This window comes from Winogradskyella vidalii, assembly GCF_013403955.1.
Taxonomy (GTDB): Bacteria; Bacteroidota; Bacteroidia; order Flavobacteriales; family Flavobacteriaceae; genus Winogradskyella; species Winogradskyella vidalii.
In genome coordinates this window covers 42,810-60,025 of record NZ_JABFDG010000009.1, presented here as the reverse complement: position 1 = coordinate 60,025, position 17,216 = coordinate 42,810, and the positions used below count along the sequence as shown (strand labels likewise).

Sequence of the window (17,216 nt, the reverse complement as noted above, 5' to 3'; positions counted from 1 at the left end):
TAATTAAGTTTTCTATATTGTTCTCAAAACCAAATATACACATGAAAAAAATTACTTTTATTGCTTTATTATTTGTCAGCTTTATAAGTTATACCCAAGAGGTATCCATGATAAAAAGTGACATCTTTAAGGATTCAAAGAAACACAGTTCTTTAGTTTTTTCGTTAGAGGATGATGCTGGCGGACTTATTACTATTAGGTCTTATTTAGGTGGATTAATCCCAAAATTAAAAGGGTATTACATTCAGCATTTTGATTCTAATTTAAAGCTTTTAAAAGAAGTAGAATTTGATGTGGATAACAACCATATTAAAAATGCTTTTATTAAAGACAATCAGTTACACCTCATTGAATACGATCATGATAAAAAAGCCGATAAAATTGTATTTAATGCTTTATCAGCTAACCTTAAAGATTTAAAATTTAACAAAAAAGAGATTATAGCTTTCTCTGAAGACAACATTAAAAAATATTTCGGTGTTGTAGTATTTCCTTTCTTTATAAATAATTTTTCTCAGTTAGACGGAAATCACATGGGAGAAGTGGTATTATCTAGTACAAATAAATATTTTGTTATAAATTTTGACATCAAAAATAAGGACATGGAAACTCATAAAGTTTTTGTGTTTAATACTGATTTCGAAAAAATATATGAGCAATTAATACAAAAAGATATCAAAGACAAGTACTTTGATTACAATAGTATTGATGTTGATGATACTGACGGTACCGTTTATTTTTTAGGTAAGTCTTTTGAAAATGAATCTAGAAAATCTAAGAAAAAAGGAAAAGCTAATTACCATTTTGAACTTTATAAAGTTGATGCTGATGGACAAAGCATGACAAGCTTTAAACATGAAGACAAATTTATATCTTCTCTAGAACTTGTAAAAACCGAAGGTCGTTTAGCTTGTGTTGGCTTTTATGGCAAAAAAGATGAAGGTCGCTTTAACGGTGTGTGTTTATTTAATCTCAATCCAGAATCCCTTGAGATGAATAAAGAAAAATTCACCCCTTTTTCAGAAGAATTCATGACCGATAAGTATGGAAACAGAGAAGGTAAAAAAGAAAGAAAATCGAAAAAAGGAGTCAATAATATCGATTTTAAAAGTGTACATATGATGGCTGATGGTGATGTTATTATCAATGCCGAAGAATTTTATATTACTACACACACATCGATGGATGCTAATGGTGGTATGAGAACTTATAACATCTATCATTTTGATGATATTATAAGTCTAAGATTAGATCAAGAAGGAAATTTAAAGTGGGCCAGAAACATCAACAAAGCACAAACCGGTTTTAGTAATAGCTCTTACACCTCTCTACCTGTTGGAGACACATCGTACTTTTTTATTAATTGCTCTGATAGAATAAAGAAATTAAGTGAAAACAGAATTGCATTTAGACAAACTAAGGCTAAAAAATCTAACCTTTATGTCATAACAATTAATCAGGAAGGAAATATTGACTTTAAAAAATTAATTGATGATAAAGAATCTAAAGTATATTATAAAGTAAATAATGGTAATGCTAACCTCGATAATCAAACGGTTATTTTAACAGGTAAAAGAAAAAAGAAAACGAGAATATTAAAACTTAAGGTTTAATTCTTAACGGATAATTCTTAATTACAAAAAGGCTTCCAGAATTCTGGAAGCCTTTTTTATTTAGGGAAATCTAACTTTTATTTACTTGGCGGTGTTGTTGGACGCACCTCAATTTTACTTGGTAAAGTTCTTGGATTCATCTGCAACAAATCGATAACTAATTCTCCAATATCTTCAATCTGAATTTTCCACGCTTGTTCATCACTTGGTGTATTGCCATTAAAGTGTGTAGACACCGAACCCGGCATTATGGTACTTACCTTTACACCATATTGTCTTAAATCTAACATCACGGCTTGTGTAAATCCGGTTACGCCAAATTTACTCGCATTATAAGCAGAACCGCCAGCAAAGAAATTCGCACCAGCCAAACTTGAAATTGTAATATAGTACCCTTTAGATTCCTTAAGCGCAGCAACACTTGCTTTTATAGAGTTGAAAGCTCCTGTAAGATTGGTGTCTATCATCGCATTCCATTGCTCTACAGTCAAATCTTCAATACTTCCAAAATGTCCAAGTCCAGCATTAGCAATAACAATGTCTAATTGCCCAAAAGTACTCAGCGTCTGCTTCACCGCTTCTTCTTGACTCTCCAATTGTCTAACATCTGCTTTTACGCCAATAATTGAACCTGAAGCATTAGTTTTAGATGCTAGGGTTTCTGCAGCTTCATTAGCGGCATCTTTATCACGACTTGTAATCACTACTTTTAAACCTTGGTTAAGCAAAGCTTCTGCTACACCAAAACCAATACCTTTTGTACCACCTGTAATTAAGGCTACTTTTCCTTTTAAGTCTTGCATAATTTTTTCTTTTTTTTGGTTTCAATCAAATTTACAAAACAAGAATAGAATCCCGAATTTTAGAATGTTATGTTTTACTTAAATAAACTCTTTAAAAAAACCATATAAGACTTAAATCATGCGTTTTATTAATTTTTATATCAACTTAATATTACTTAAATTTATAGTCTCATAAATAATCAACATGTATTCGATAAAAATTGCAAGAGTTACTTTTGCACTACTCCTTTTTATAGGCTTACTTTCCTGCGCGAGCAAACAGCAAACACAAACAGCGGAATCGGCTATAGAAGCACAACCAAAACTCCTTTTTTTAAATTTTGAAATTGAAAAAATAAACGACAAAAAATCTGTTACACTTATCAATCAGATTACAACTGATGGCCAATTAAAAGGACGTATAAAAAAAGGGCAAAAGCCAAACTTGGAAGACTTAGAATGCTTAGTATTAGACAAAGACTATAACGTAATTGAAAAACACCCTGTAAATAATCCCTTAAAAAAAATTATTGAGTTTGTAAATGATTCCGGAAATCTTGAAAAAAAAATATTAGATGTTGATCGTGCTGAATTTTCTTTAAAATTACAGTTACATCCTCATGCCCAATACATTCAAATAAACGAGATAACCGCAACCGGAACCCTAAAACATTGCCTTACTGAAATTCAATAATCATGAAAAAACTTTTACTCTTTACACTTATTTTTTGCAATTTTCAAATCATTATTTCTCAAACTTTTGACGTACAGGCGATCAAAACTTCTGGTGACGACGATAAACGTATTAACCTGGTTATATTAGGTGATGGCTATCAAGAAAGTGAATTAGACATATTTGAAACAGACGCTACAAATTTTATGAATGCTATGTTTTCACAAGCCCCATTTTCAAACTATGAAAATTACTTTAATGTCTATATCATAAAAGTCCCTTCTAATGAAAGTGGAGCTACACATCCAGGAACAGCTATCGATGAACCAACGCCAACAGTTCCCACTATAACTGTTGACAATTACTTTGGAACAGCTTACGATAGTTTTGACATCCATAGGCTGTTATTTACTTCTAATACTGCTTTAATTAATACCGTATTGGCAAATAACTTTCCCTTATTCGACCAAGCTTTTATTCTAGTAAATTCTCCCTATTATGGAGGAAGTGGAGGCCAGTTTCCAATGGCTTCAACAGGTGAAGATGCTGGAGAAATTGCTATTCACGAATTGGGACACTCCTTTGTAGATTTAAAAGATGAATACTATCCCGGAGATGTTTTGGCCGCTGAAGCGATAAATATGACGCAAGAAACTGACCCTACATTAGTAAGATGGAAAAACTGGGTTGGCACTAACAATATTGGCATTTATCCTTACGCAGATTCTGGAACAGCTTCTACATGGAATCGACCTCATCAAAGTTGTAAAATGCGTTATCTGGGCTATGATTTCTGTTCGGTTTGTAAAGAAGGTATTATTGAAAAAATCCATGATTTAGTATCACCAATTGATGCTTACACACCTAGTGAAACTTCTGTTGACGCGACAAGTTCCCCTTTAAATTTTCAAATAAACACTATTGAAACATTACCATCAAACACCATAGAGAGTTCTTGGACACTCAACGGTGATGATTTTGCTAGCAATATTAATACAGTTGAAATTGAAGCCAACGATTTAATTGACGGCACTAATAACCTAACGGTTGTAGTACATGACGCCACCCCTTTAATTGACATCGATAATCATGAAACGATTCATGTCTCTACGGTAACGTGGACTATAGATAATGCATTAGGAATTGAAGATATTGAAGCCAATAACATTAGTTTAACTATGTTTCCTAATCCTGCACAATCAACCGTCAATATCAGTTTAGATAACAAGTTGAATAAAGCACTGAATGTTAACATTGTCAGTTTAGATGGAAAACTAGTAAAATCGGTTCAATTAACTAATAACCAAGAAACCTCAATAGACATTAGCACCTTAAGTCAAGGTGTGTACATGACAAACTTCTATTCAAACAATGTCTTAATTGCTAGTAAAAAATTAGTAAAAAATTAAACTTAAACGATTACTGTTTTTCTGGAGGGTAGGCTGAAAAGACTTTCTCTACAATGGTTACAAACTGTTCTTCACGTTTTTCTGGAGTTGCATTAGCACTGTATTTATTTTCACTTACGGCTTGCCAAAACATACCTGTTTTTGTCTCATCAACAAATTCTATAATAATTTCTCGTGTTAACTTATTTTGACCAACAGGAATTCCAACTGAAACACCACCAAAACCTCTTCCACCACCACCAACGCCAACACCTACATTACTATTGGTTCTACTTTGAATATCTCGACTTATAATATCGATATAAAAATCAGGATTTTCAGACTTTGTTAAACCCATTGTGCTAAGCTTAGCATCCATAGCTTTCATTAAGCGCTTGGTATCTAATTCGCTTAAGCCTGTTTTCATTCCATCAAAATAATTGTAGCTTTTATAATCGTTAAAGTTGGTTGCCGATTCATAGTCATAGTAAACGGCACTTCCACAAGATGTGAAGAGAAATAGTACAAAAAGGAATTTTAAATTCTTCATCTTTTTTATTTAAAAGTATGAAAAAACAAGCATTATTGTCGAAATGTTACACTAATTAAATGTTAATGTATTCGTCTAATACTTAGGCTTCATCATCAGGCTCCTCAACAGCTTTAGTCAAGGATGACGAAATAATACCTGTTGGAATCGCCACAACACCCAAGCCAATTAATAACATAAAGAAAGTAAATATTCTACCACCTACAGTGATTGGATACACGTCACCATACCCAACGGTTGTTAAGGTAACAATAGACCACCAAAGGCTTGAGAATATGGAAGAGAAGTGTTCTGGTTGTGCTTCATTTTCAAAATAATAAATACCAACAGCAGTAAAGTAAATGAGCATGATTGTAATAATCATAAAGAGTATGATTTGCTCTTTTGCTAGTTTCATAGCATTCCCAAAATGACGCATGGCCTTATTATAGCGTACTAACTTAAACAACCTAAACAAACGGAACATTCGTAATAATCGTAATGAACGTAAATCAATTCCAAAAGAGAGGTAAAACGGAAGAATAGCTAAGAAATCAACAATACCAAAAAAACTAAATATAAACTTTTGTTTACTACTTGCTACATAAATTCTAGCGATGTACTCGAATGTAAAAACTATTACACAAAAGGCTTCAATAGCTTTTAATACCACTCGTGTTTGTGGTTTTAAATCTGGTAAGGTTTCAATAGAGAATGTAATTACTGATAATATGATTAAAGCCTGAATAAAGTAGGCAAAACGTTTACTCTGTTTTGACCCGTTGAGTTCTACTAGATTCTTGAGGTATGCTTTCATATTAAAACAACGTTTTAATCATTCAACATCTTCCAAAGTTTATCCTTTAATTCTGTTAAGCCTTGTTGGGCTACAGAAGATATAAATAAGTAATTCGCGTTTAAATCTTTATCGAGAATTTTAGACATCTCAGATTTTAATTCATCATCTAGCATATCAGATTTAGAGATACAAACAAAACGTTCCTTATCCAACATCTCGGGATTGTAACGTCTTAATTCATCTTCTAAGATTTCGTATTGCTCAACGATATCTTTAGCATCTGCAGGAATTAAAAATAAGAGAATTGAGTTTCGTTCAATATGCCTTAAAAAGTAATAGCCTAAACCTTTGCCTTCTGCAGCACCTTCAATAATACCAGGAATATCTGCCATAACAAACGACTGGTAGTCACGATGCTCAACAATCCCTAAATTAGGTTTTAAAGTGGTAAACTCATAATCTGCAATTTTAGGTTTTGCAGACGTTAAAACAGACAGTAAAGTCGATTTACCCGCATTTGGGAATCCTACCAAACCAACATCAGCTAAGACTTTAAGTTCTAAAGTAATATCTAATTCTTCTAATGGGATACCTGGTTGTGCATAGCGTGGGGTTTGATTTACTGAACTTTTAAAATGCCAGTTTCCACGGCCACCCATACCACCTTCGGCAACAATTTTTTCTTCGCCGTCTTCAGTAATTTCAAATAGAATCTTATTGGTTTCAGAATCCCGAACTACAGTGCCTAAAGGTACTTCTACATACATATCTTCACCATCAGCTCCTGTACTTCTACCAGAACTTCCATGTGCACCATGGCCTGCTCTAATGTGGCGTTTAAACTTTAAATGAATTAAGGTCCAAAGATTAGAGTTCCCTCGTAAAATCACATGGCCACCACGACCTCCATCGCCACCATCTGGTCCGCCTTTAGCGATATATTTTTCGCGATGTAAATGCGTAGAACCTTTTCCTCCATTTCCTGAAGAAACGTGCATTTTTACATAATCAACGAAATTGCCTTCTGTCATATTTATTTCCCACAAAAGTGGAAATCTTATTAATTGAAATTCAAATTATTCCGAATTTCAAAATGTTTAACTTAAATTTTATTAAATTTCTGCTTTAAGACTCCGAAAAGTTATGGCCACATGTGGACGCAGAAATTTAGAGCTTATCAATTACTGCACTCAAACGCACCGTAATGTCTTCAATACTACCAACACCATCAACACCAAAGTATTTATCTTGTGTAGCGTAGTAATCTTTAAGAATCGCTGTTTTGCTATAATATTCTTTAATACGGTTTCTAATAATACTTTCATCAGCATCATCTGCTCTTCCGCTCGTTTTGCCACGTTCTAATAAACGTTTTACTAAAACCTCATCATCAACTTCTAGAGCAACCATGGCATCAATCTGAGAATCTTTACTATCCATTAATTCGTCTAATGCTTTTGCTTGTGCATTAGTTCTTGGAAAACCGTCAAAAATAAACCCTTTAGCATCTGCGTTTTTTTCAACTTCCTTATTCAACATATCAATAGTGACTTGATCAGGAACCAATTCGCCTTTGTCCATATAAGACTTGGCTAACATACCTAAAGCGGTTTCGTTTTTAATATTAAACCTAAAAACGTCACCTGTAGAGATGTGAATTAAATCGTATTTTTCCTTTAAGAAATTAGCTTGTGTTCCTTTTCCTGCACCTGGAGGGCCAAATAGCACTATGTTTGTCATGTGTTGAGTGGTTTTTAATTGATATACTTCTGGTAAATCTCTTCCTAATCCGTTATAATCTAAGCCGTAGCCTACAATAAATTTATTAGGAATTTCTATACCAACGTAATGGAGTTTAAAGTCTTTATTATAAGCTTCGGGCTTGTAAAACAAGGTTGCAATGAGCAACTGTTTTACATTTTCATTTTCAAAAATACGATGTACTTCTTCTAATGTATTCCCAGAATCGATAATATCTTCTAAAATAACAACCGTTCTACCGGTAAGATCTTGGGTTAATCCAATTAAACGTTGAATATCCTCCGTAGATTTCACGCCTTCATAAGAAGCCAATTTGATAAAGGTTACCTCACATGATTTTGGATATTTCTTCACAAAATCACTCACTATCATAAATGACCCATTCAAAATCCCAATAAAAACCGGTACTTCGTCACCTAAATCAGCAACAACACCATCGACCATTTTTTGTATGGCGGCATCTATTTCGCGTTCTGAAATAAAGGGTTTAAAGTATAAATCATGAAGCTTAATCATGTTCTTATTATTTTAGAGTGGCAAAGATACATATTTGTATGCTGTTTAAGGGATTTTTGAATTACGAATTTAGAAGTATGTCTCATTTTTAGCTTATTTTTGCTAGAAATTAAGTTGAATCTTTTAAAAGATTTCCACTTTTGTGGAACGTAAACATGAACTATTTTTCTTCCAGTTTTAAGCTCGGCATTCTTGGTGGAGGCCAACTTGGCAAAATGTTATTATATAACACTCGTAAATTTGATATTTACACTTGTGTTATAGATCCCAGTGCAGAAGCACCATCGCGATTAGCTTGTGATGAATTTACCGTGGGTGACTTGTTAGATTACCAAACCGTTGTTGACTTTGGAAAAAAAGTTGATGTGCTAACTTTTGAAATTGAAAACATTAATGTTGATGCTTTAGAAACTTTAGAAAAGGAAGGCGTAAAAGTATTCCCTTCTTCTAAAACACTACGAATCATTCAAAATAAAGCGACTCAGAAATTATTTTATCGTGACCAAAATATTCCCACTGCTGAATTTTCAAGATTTGCATACACCTCAGAAATTGATGAAGCTGTTGACAATGGAGGATTAAGCTACCCTTTTGTTTGGAAAAGCACACGATTTGGCTACGATGGCACAGGTGTTAAAGTGGTAAGAAAGGTATCTGATTTAGAAGACTTACCAAATGTAGAATGCATCACCGAAAAACTGATTCCGTTTAAAAATGAATTAGCTGTGATTGTCGCCCGAAACGAAAAAGGCGATTTAAAGACATATCCTGTGGTAGAGATGGAGTTTCATCCTGAAGCCAACCAAGTAGAATATGTAATTTGTCCTGCACGAATTCCGGATGAGATTGCTAAAAAAGCAGAAGCCGTTGCCTTAAAAACTGCTGCAGCTTTTGAACATGTTGGCTTATTAGCTGTTGAAATGTTTCAAACTGAAAACGATGAGATATTAGTTAACGAAGTGGCCCCAAGAACTCATAACTCTGGCCATTATAGTATTGAAGCAAGTTACACCTCTCAGTTTGAGCAGCAAATAAGATGTGTTTTAGGTTTACCACTTGGCAACACCGAAAGTAAAGTTGCTGGCGTAATGGTTAACCTTGTTGGTGCTGAAAATCACACAGGTAATGTGGTCTATAAAAACATTGAAAACATCCTAGCTATGGATGGCGTAACACCGCACATTTATGGTAAAAAACAAACCAGACCCTTCAGAAAAATGGGTCATGTAACCATAGTAAATAAAGACATTGCTGTGGCTCGGAAGATTGCAGAGAAAGTAAAAGAAACTATCGAAGTTATTAGTGAATGAGTTAATGCAAGTTCTCGTTCTATAGTAGAAAGGAACTGTAGTGACATTTATTAAAGTCTCTTGGGTTAGAAGCAAGGTTCATAATTTTTTACTTAATATTAGTTAACAGCTTAAAAAGCCAATTAAACGTGTTTTATTCAAGAATAGTAAAAATATTCTAAAGTCTAGGACATTTAAAAATTAAACATATTAAAAAACAAAAAGAATTCATATCAATATGAGTAAAGTAGCCATCATCATGGGAAGCAAAAGCGACATGCCAGTAATGCAAGACGCTATAGATATTTTAAACGGATTTGATATTGAAATTGAAGTCGATATTGTTTCTGCACACAGAACACCTGAGAAACTATTTGAGTTCAGCAAAAACGCCCACAAAAAGGACATTAAAGTTATTATTGCAGGTGCAGGAGGCGCAGCACATTTACCTGGAATGGTAGCATCAATGTCGCCTTTACCAGTTATTGGGGTTCCTGTTAAAAGTAGCAATTCTATAGATGGCTGGGACTCAGTATTGTCTATTTTACAAATGCCTGGCGGAGTTCCGGTAGCAACTGTAGCTTTAAATGGCGCAAAAAACGCAGGAATTTTAGCGGCTCAGATTTTAGGTAGCGCAGACCAATGTGTTTTAGACAAAATAATGGTTTACAAAGAAGGCCTAAAAACTAAGGTTATCGAATCTGCTAAAAATCTTTAAAAAAAAGCCTCAACTTACGTCAAGGCTTTCTAGCTATTAATCAACTTAAATTTACATGTTTTACCATGTAAAATTTTAAGGCTGCAAATATACAGCTAATCTCAGTTTAGACTATCACAAACAAAAGTTAAAATTAAGATAATCAAACGATTAATTTAAAAACTACAATTAATGACCATTTTAAATAAAACGTTCAACACAACTTATAACACAGCACCTTTTTCAAGCTTAAATAATGCCGATTATATGCCTGCTTTTAAAGCAGCAATTGAGAAAGCCAAAGCTGAAATTGACACTATAACAGCAAATAACGAATCTCCTACTTTTAAAAACACGATTGAAGCACTAGACTATTCTGGTGAAGAATTAGACCGTATTTCTAGTATCTTCTTTAATTTAAATTCTGCTGAAACTAATGATGAGATTCAGAAAATCGCTCAAGACGTTTCTCCTATGCTTTCAGAATTAAGTAATGATATTACATTAAACGAGGCATTATTTAAACGTGTAAAGGCCGTTTACGATTCTAAATCTGACTTAGAGTTAACCACTGAACAAGAAACGCTTCTAGAAAAAAAATATAAAGGATTCTCAAGAAATGGTGCCAATTTACCAAATGACAAAAAGGAAAAATTACGCGCTATTGATAAAGAATTAAGTCAATTAAAGTTAAAGTTTGGCGAGCATGTTTTAGCTGAAACTAATGCTTTTGAAATGCACCTCACCAATGAAGACGACCTTTCAGGGTTGCCAGAAGGCGCTAAAGAAGCTGCTAAACAATTAGCAGAAAGTAAAAACAAAGACGGCTGGCTGATTACTTTAGATTACCCAAGCTATATTCCGTTTATGACTTACGCGGATAATAGAGCCTTAAGAGAAGAACTCTCTAAAGCGTTTGGTAGAAAAGGATTTCAGAATAACGACTTAGACAACCAAGCAATTGTTTTAAAAATTGCTAAATTAAGATTTGATCGCGCGCAACTTTTAGGCTATAAAACGCATGCCCATTTTGTGTTAGAAGAACGCATGGCAGAAACGCCAGAAAAAGTGACGTCTTTCTTAAATGAATTATTAGAAAAAGCAAAACCGGCAGCTAAAGAAGAATTTGATAAACTTGAAGATTTTGCTAAAGATTTAGATGGCATTAAACAACTCCAAAAGTGGGATTCGGGGTATTATTCTGAAAAATTGAAGCAGAAATTATTCGATTTAGACGATGAGCAATTAAAACCTTATTTTAAGCTTGAAAACGTTATTAACGGCGCTTTTACAGTTGCCGAGAAATTATTCGGGTTGCAATTTGAAGAAATTGATACTATCGACAAATATCACGAGGAGGTTTTAACTTATAAAGTAACTGATGCCGAAGGTGAATTAGTATCTATATTCTATGCTGACTTTTTCCCTAGAGCAGGAAAACGAAATGGTGCATGGATGACCGTTTACAAACCACAAATGATAAAAGACGGCATCAATGAAAGGCCTCATATTTCTATCGTTTGTAATTTTACAAAACCCACAAAAAGCAAACCATCTTTATTAACGTTTAATGAAGTCACCACCTTATTTCATGAGTTTGGTCACGCTCTTCACGGCATGTTAGCCAACACCACCTACCCTAGTTTATCGGGAACAAGTGTGTATTGGGACTTTGTAGAATTACCAAGTCAGGTGTTAGAAAACTGGTGTTTCGAAAAAGAAGCTTTAGAGCTTTTTGCTACGCATTATGAAACTGGCGAAGTGATCCCTATGGAATTGATTGAAAAAATTAAAGCTTCTGCTACATTTCACGAAGGGATGCAAACACTACGTCAATTAAGTTTTGGCCTATTAGACATGTCCTGGCATGGTGTTGACCCTTCTAATATTAAAGATGTAAAAACTCATGAAGTTGAAGCTTTTGGAGACACAAGTTTATATCCCGATGTTGCTGAGAATTGTATGAGCACCTCTTTTTCTCACATTTTTCAAGGTGGCTATTCTTCAGGATATTATAGCTATAAATGGGCCGAAGTATTAGATGCCGATGCATTTGAATACTTTAAAGAAGAAGGAATTTTTAATAAAACCGTTGCAGACAAATTTAAAACCTTTGTGTTATCGCAAGGGGGTACTGAAAACCCAATGATTTTATATAAAAAGTTTAGAGGACAAGAACCACAACCTGAAGCGTTACTAAGACGCGCAGGTTTATTGAAGTAAAACTAGAAGCTTATGGGTTCAGTACTTTTAAAATTATTAAAACTTATTGGACACCTTTTAATAATTTCAGTTTTAACTGCAATCACTCAAGTTGGCGGATTAATCTGGTTGCTTGCTATTATTATTTCATATAAAATAAAAAAGGGAAAGCGCATTGTTTTCCCTTTACTTTATCTCCTCTTTAATTTAGTTATAATTCCGCCTATTGCAGCTTATTTAGGACGCGAAAGACTACCAACATTTAAAGAAAATTTAAAACCTCATAATTGGTTTTACCCATTAGCGTTTAGAAATTACGTACATCCAGAATTAAAAATCGAATTAGAAAACTCGGCGCATGCTTTAGCTCCATCAGGAATTATCATCACCTATTTAGATGCCAACTTTCCTTTTATAAATGGTTTTCCTTTGCTACCGCACTTAAGTCATAATGATGGAAAAAAGATAGATATATCGTTGATGTATTTAAATAAAGATGGCAATTCTACTCACAAAAAACCATCTGTATCTGGTTATGGCATATATGCTAATTCCAGTCATAATTACACATCCGAAACCTGTTTAAAAAAAGGGTATTGGCAATATGATTTTACTAAATATCTTACGCTTGGTACTATTAATAGTTTAAAACTCGATACTAAAAACACGAGATTATTAATCGAACAACTTTTATCCATCCCAACAACAGAAAAACTATTTATTGAACCTCATCTCATACAATCATTGGGATTACATGAACAATCTAAAATTAGATTTACCGGTTGCCAAGCTGTAAGACACGACGACCATATTCATTATCAAATAAAATAAACTTTCAATAGTTATTGAAAGTTTAAAAATTATTATATATTTGCATATGGAATATCAAGAAGCAAAAGAAAAATTTATTAGTACTTGGGGAAGTTTGGGCTCACTTTGGGGTATCAACAAAGCCATGGCACAAATACAAGCTTTGCTTTTTATTTCTACCAAACCCTTATCTATGGAGGAGATTATGGAGGAGCTTAAAATATCTCGTGGTAATACAAGTATGAATTTAAGACAGTTAATGGATTGGGCAATTGTCACTAAAGTTTTAGTGTCTGGCGAACGCAAAGAATTCTTTACTACGGAAAAAGATGTACAAGAATTAGCTCGTATTATAGCCAAAGAACGAAGCAGAAGAGAAATAAGACCTGTCATAAAAGTTTTAGAAGATGTCTCTTCTATCGAAGATGATGGCACAGAAAAAACAAAAGAGCTTATAAAGCAAACTAAAGCTTTAAATCTACTGACGCAAGATTTAGATACCTTGATGAACAAAATGGTAAATCAGAAACAAAATTGGTTAACAAAATCAGTTATGAAACTGATGAAATAGCCGGAACTAAAAATTTAATTAAAGATTATTAAACCGATGCTTCGTGAGACAATTGAAAATTAATACGCAAGAACACAAAAAATAAATTTATATTTTTTTAAACCAAACTTTCAATTTTTTCTGAAAGTTTAAAACTAACAAAAAGAACTAAATTTCAGAGATAAAAGATGACTTACAACACCATAACATATCTAATATATCTACCTATAATTAGTTTCATTATGCTAAAGGTCGGCTGGCTATTTTATAAAAATGGTGAGGTCTTTTTACTCAATTTATTTCAACAAAATCAACCCTTAGTCACCAGCATCAATAAACTCTTATTAATTGGTTATTACTTATTAAATATCGGCTACGCCATTTTAACAATTGCTTATTGGGAACATTTAGAAAGCGTAACAGATATTATTAACTCTTTAAGCCTAACCTTAGGAAGAATCATTTTAGCCCTAGCAATAATGCACTATAATAACATTTTAATTTTAAAATACATTCACAAACAAAAACTTCTAAATCAATAAATTATGGAAAATTCAAAAATCATTATCGGCTACATCATTTATTTACCAATCGTTATTCTGCTAACAATTTGCATTTCTAAAATGCTATTTAAAAACGGAAGATTATTTATGATTGATATTTTTAAAGGCAAAGAAGAAATAGCATTAGCGACTAATAAATTATTCGAAATTGGATTCTACCTTATAAATATTGGATTCGCATTGTATATCATGAAAATTTACTCTAGCGCATACACAACTATAAGCTACCAAACCCTAATGGAAATACTGAGTAAAAAAATTGGCGGATTCACCATCTATTTAGGAGTAATGTTGTTCTTAAATCTATACTTATTTTTTAGAGGAAGACGGAAATCGAAACAAGTATTTACAACCACTAAAGCATCTTAACCATGACAACGATAATCATAGCAGGTGGCACTGGCTTCTTAGGCCAAGTTTTAGAAAATTATTTCTCAAAAGAAGATTATGACATTAAAATCTTAACCCGTCATCCCACTAAACCAAATCATATTTATTGGAATGCAAAAGATCTAGACCAATGGAGCAAAATAATTGAAGATGCAGATGCACTCATTAATCTTACAGGCAAATCTGTAGATTGCAGATATACCGAAGCTAATAAAAAACGGATTCATGATTCTCGTATAGATTCAACTAACCTACTAGGCAAAGCGATTCAGAAAAGCAAGAGCCCGCCAAAAGTAGGGCTTAATATGTCTACTTCTACGATATATAAAGATTCCTACCATAAGCAAATGACAGAAGAAAGTGGAGAAATTGGCAACGACTTTTCAATGAATATTGCCAAATCATGGGAAGCTGCTTTTAATACTATACAAACACCAAACACTAGAAAAATAATCTTAAGAACTTCTATTGTATTAGGAAAAAATGGCGTTGCCTTAATTCCTTTAAAGCAATTAGCTAATTTAGGATTAGGAGGAAAACAGTGGCATGGTAAACAAAAGGTAAGCTGGATTCATGAAACGGATTTTGCAAGAGCTATTCATTTTTTAATTGAAAAAAAACTTAAAGGTGTTTATAACATTGTTTCACCCAAACCAACCACCAATGTGCAATTAATGGCAACACTTAGAAAAGCACTAAAAGTTCCTTTCGGCATACGACAAACTAAATGGCTCATCAAATTTGGTGCTAAACTTATAGGCAAAGAACCCGAGCTAGTTTTAAAAAGTAGAAACGTAATTCCTAAAAAATTGACTGATTACGGCTTCACATATGAACATCAAACTCTAAAGCACGCTATAAGTAATCTTGTATAACTAGCTATAAGTAATCTTGTATAACTAAATATATTCTCAACTTTTTAACTTATTTTTGACTTAGTAACCAAATCAATAAATGCCTAAGCATCAAATCAACCCTAATAATTGGGTAAAACAGTATTCAGATTACCTCTTCAATTACACCATAACACGTGTGAATGATCGTGTAGTGGCTCAAGATTTAATTTCTGAGACCTTTTTAGCAGGCTTAAAATCTATGGCAAATTTTAAGGGTGAAGCTAGTGAGCGTACGTGGCTTATTTCAATTTTAAAGCGTAAAATCATTGATCACTACCGGAAAATAAACTCCAATAAAGGTAAAGCTGAAGTAAAAATGGGTTACCTCAACAGCGAAGATGAGGAAGGTGATTGGTTAGAAGAGCGTGTCGCTGATACTTTTGATAAAACAGCTGAAGACACTTTAGTAAATACAGAGTTAGGGGATGCCATCTATGATTGTTTAGCAAAATTACCCGAAAAACAAGCCGATGTTTTTAAGATGAAAACCATTTTAGGTTATGATACTGAAACTATTTGTAAAGAATTAGATATTACTCCGTCTAACTTATGGGTTATTATACATAGAGCACGAACAGCATTAGCTGAATGCATGGAAAAAAATTGGTTTAATTAAAATGGAATCCCGTTTTACGGAACATTAGAAATGAAAAAAAGTTTTTTATTTATTAGTTGTGATGAAGCTAAACATATATGTGATAAAGCACAATATGGCGAAGCTTCAACTTGGGAGCGTGCAAAATTAGGTTTACGCCTTTTTTATTGTCGTATATCTAAAAATTATTCAACTAAAAACACAAAATTATCAGAGGTAATTCAAAAATCAGAAGTTAAGTGCTTAAAATCTCAAGAGCGCAACCAACTTCAAAAACAACTCGATGACGCGTTAGCCAAGCAACAACAGAAGTAAGAGCCAGGTTAGAGGTAAACTTTCCACCCAAAATGCACTATAATATTTCGATTGCGCTTTATTTGAAAACACTAATAACAACAACGTAATAAAAGCAATTATTATTGAAGATAATACTATTTCTGATTTTAAATCTCCTTTAAAATAATTCAATACCAGAAACACCAATAAAAGTAAACCACCAAAAATCTTGGTTTTTTTTATGCCTATTTTTTGCGGAATTGTAGCCAGTTTTAAACTGTCATAATTCAAATCTCTTATCTCGAACGGTAGCATTAAAACAAGCACAAAACAAAATCGCTGTAGTCCTAAAATTATAAGATCTAAACCAATAGGCTCCTTTTGATTTACTACGGGCAAAAAAACACTTACAAACATCCAAATCAAAGCAATCACATAAACTTTAATACCGCCTATTTGCCGTAAGTTTTTATAATCATCAAACAAATAACGCTTAGGAATCATCACCGGAATAGCATAAAAAAAAGTCACCACTCCAAGTATTCCAATTAAAATTAAGCTTTCAACTTCAAGATAAAAAACAAAATAACACATGGTTAAAAATGCCAATAACGAGAACACTTGTATCACTTTTAACCATCCCGCTAAACTCCGATGATGAAATTTAGCCACTCCAAAAAACTTTACAAAGTTGTAGCCTGTTACCGTGGCAAAAAACACAAAAAACATCAAAGACATATCCCTTTCTAAACCCCGTTCTATAAGTGTTATCCAAACCAATGAAACAGCAGCCAAAGCAACATGGATGCTACTGTTTAAGTAAAAATTAAAAAAGCGTTGTAATGCTTGCATTAGACAAAAGTAAGCAATGTGTTAATAACCTAAAG

General features: G+C 33.2%; 19 protein-coding genes. 13 read left to right on the top strand and 6 right to left on the bottom strand.

The features are described 5' to 3' along the window. Positions 1-41 precede the first annotated feature (41 nt). Positions 42-1,613, top strand: coding sequence for a hypothetical protein (locus tag HM982_RS16945; RefSeq protein ID WP_179354521.1), 1,572 nt, complete (start codon positions 42-44; stop codon positions 1,611-1,613). A 77-nt stretch (positions 1,614-1,690) separates the two neighbouring features. Here HM982_RS16945 and HM982_RS16940 read toward each other — a convergent pair whose 3' ends face one another. Next, a complete protein-coding gene (locus HM982_RS16940; RefSeq protein WP_179354520.1) occupies positions 1,691-2,416 on the bottom strand; it encodes an SDR family oxidoreductase in 726 nt (241 codons plus the stop codon). A gap of 184 nt (positions 2,417-2,600) precedes the next feature. Between HM982_RS16940 and HM982_RS16935 the strand changes: the two genes are divergently transcribed. Continuing rightward, positions 2,601-3,089, top strand: a complete 489-nt coding sequence (locus HM982_RS16935; RefSeq protein ID WP_179354519.1) for a hypothetical protein — start codon at positions 2,601-2,603, stop codon at positions 3,087-3,089. A gap of 2 nt (positions 3,090-3,091) precedes the next feature. After that, positions 3,092-4,477, top strand: a complete 1,386-nt coding sequence (locus tag HM982_RS16930; RefSeq protein WP_179354518.1) for a T9SS type A sorting domain-containing protein — start codon at positions 3,092-3,094, stop codon at positions 4,475-4,477. 10 nt (positions 4,478-4,487) lie between these two features. Here the strand turns inward: HM982_RS16930 and HM982_RS16925 are convergent, their stop codons facing one another. From HM982_RS16925 to HM982_RS16910, 4 genes are all read right to left on the bottom strand, one after another. Next, positions 4,488-5,006: a DUF4136 domain-containing protein gene (locus HM982_RS16925; RefSeq protein ID WP_179354517.1), complete on the bottom strand. Its 519-nt coding sequence runs from the start codon at positions 5,004-5,006 to the stop codon at positions 4,488-4,490. An 82-nt stretch (positions 5,007-5,088) separates the two neighbouring features. Beyond that, positions 5,089-5,802: an ion transporter gene (locus tag HM982_RS16920; protein ID WP_179354516.1), complete on the bottom strand. Its 714-nt coding sequence runs from the start codon at positions 5,800-5,802 to the stop codon at positions 5,089-5,091. 14 nt (positions 5,803-5,816) lie between these two features. After that, on the bottom strand, positions 5,817-6,815 hold the full coding sequence (gene obgE / locus HM982_RS16915) for a GTPase ObgE (protein WP_179354515.1): 999 nt from the start codon (positions 6,813-6,815) through the stop codon (positions 5,817-5,819). A 136-nt stretch (positions 6,816-6,951) separates the two neighbouring features. Next, entirely contained in the window at positions 6,952-8,061 is a 1,110-nt protein-coding gene (locus HM982_RS16910; protein ID WP_179354514.1) for an adenylate kinase, read from the bottom strand. 155 nt (positions 8,062-8,216) lie between these two features. Between HM982_RS16910 and HM982_RS16905 the strand changes: the two genes are divergently transcribed. The 10 genes from HM982_RS16905 to HM982_RS16860 all read left to right on the top strand — a co-directional run bounded on the left by HM982_RS16905 (position 8,217) and on the right by HM982_RS16860 (position 16,368). Continuing rightward, positions 8,217-9,371: a 5-(carboxyamino)imidazole ribonucleotide synthase gene (locus HM982_RS16905; protein ID WP_179354513.1), complete on the top strand. Its 1,155-nt coding sequence runs from the start codon at positions 8,217-8,219 to the stop codon at positions 9,369-9,371. A 217-nt stretch (positions 9,372-9,588) separates the two neighbouring features. Further along, entirely contained in the window at positions 9,589-10,068 is a 480-nt protein-coding gene (gene purE / locus HM982_RS16900) for a 5-(carboxyamino)imidazole ribonucleotide mutase (RefSeq protein ID WP_179354512.1), read from the top strand. Between the two features lie 171 nt (positions 10,069-10,239). Beyond that, a complete protein-coding gene (locus tag HM982_RS16895) occupies positions 10,240-12,270 on the top strand; it encodes a M3 family metallopeptidase (protein ID WP_179354511.1) in 2,031 nt (676 codons plus the stop codon). A gap of 12 nt (positions 12,271-12,282) precedes the next feature. Next, positions 12,283-13,080: a hypothetical protein gene (locus tag HM982_RS16890; protein ID WP_179354510.1), complete on the top strand. Its 798-nt coding sequence runs from the start codon at positions 12,283-12,285 to the stop codon at positions 13,078-13,080. A 46-nt stretch (positions 13,081-13,126) separates the two neighbouring features. After that, positions 13,127-13,630, top strand: a complete 504-nt coding sequence (locus tag HM982_RS16885) for a GbsR/MarR family transcriptional regulator (RefSeq protein WP_179354509.1) — start codon at positions 13,127-13,129, stop codon at positions 13,628-13,630. A 221-nt stretch (positions 13,631-13,851) separates the two neighbouring features. Beyond that, positions 13,852-14,151, top strand: coding sequence for a hypothetical protein (locus tag HM982_RS16880; RefSeq protein WP_179354508.1), 300 nt, complete (start codon positions 13,852-13,854; stop codon positions 14,149-14,151). Positions 14,152-14,154: 3 nt separating this feature from the next. Continuing rightward, complete coding sequence (locus tag HM982_RS16875) at positions 14,155-14,541, top strand: hypothetical protein (protein ID WP_179354507.1); 387 nt, start codon at positions 14,155-14,157, stop codon at positions 14,539-14,541. 2 nt (positions 14,542-14,543) lie between these two features. Beyond that, on the top strand, positions 14,544-15,437 hold the full coding sequence (locus tag HM982_RS16870; protein WP_179354506.1) for a TIGR01777 family oxidoreductase: 894 nt from the start codon (positions 14,544-14,546) through the stop codon (positions 15,435-15,437). 79 nt (positions 15,438-15,516) lie between these two features. Then, positions 15,517-16,074, top strand: a complete 558-nt coding sequence (locus tag HM982_RS16865; protein ID WP_179354505.1) for a sigma-70 family RNA polymerase sigma factor — start codon at positions 15,517-15,519, stop codon at positions 16,072-16,074. Between the two features lie 30 nt (positions 16,075-16,104). After that, entirely contained in the window at positions 16,105-16,368 is a 264-nt protein-coding gene (locus tag HM982_RS16860; protein WP_179354504.1) for a hypothetical protein, read from the top strand. Here the strand turns inward: HM982_RS16860 and HM982_RS16855 are convergent. Continuing rightward, positions 16,345-17,181 carry a UbiA prenyltransferase family protein gene (locus tag HM982_RS16855; RefSeq protein ID WP_179354503.1) on the bottom strand — a complete coding sequence of 279 codons (837 nt, stop codon included), beginning with the start codon at positions 17,179-17,181 and terminating at the stop codon, positions 16,345-16,347. The genes HM982_RS16860 and HM982_RS16855 overlap by 24 nt on opposite strands. Positions 17,182-17,216 lie beyond the last annotated feature (35 nt).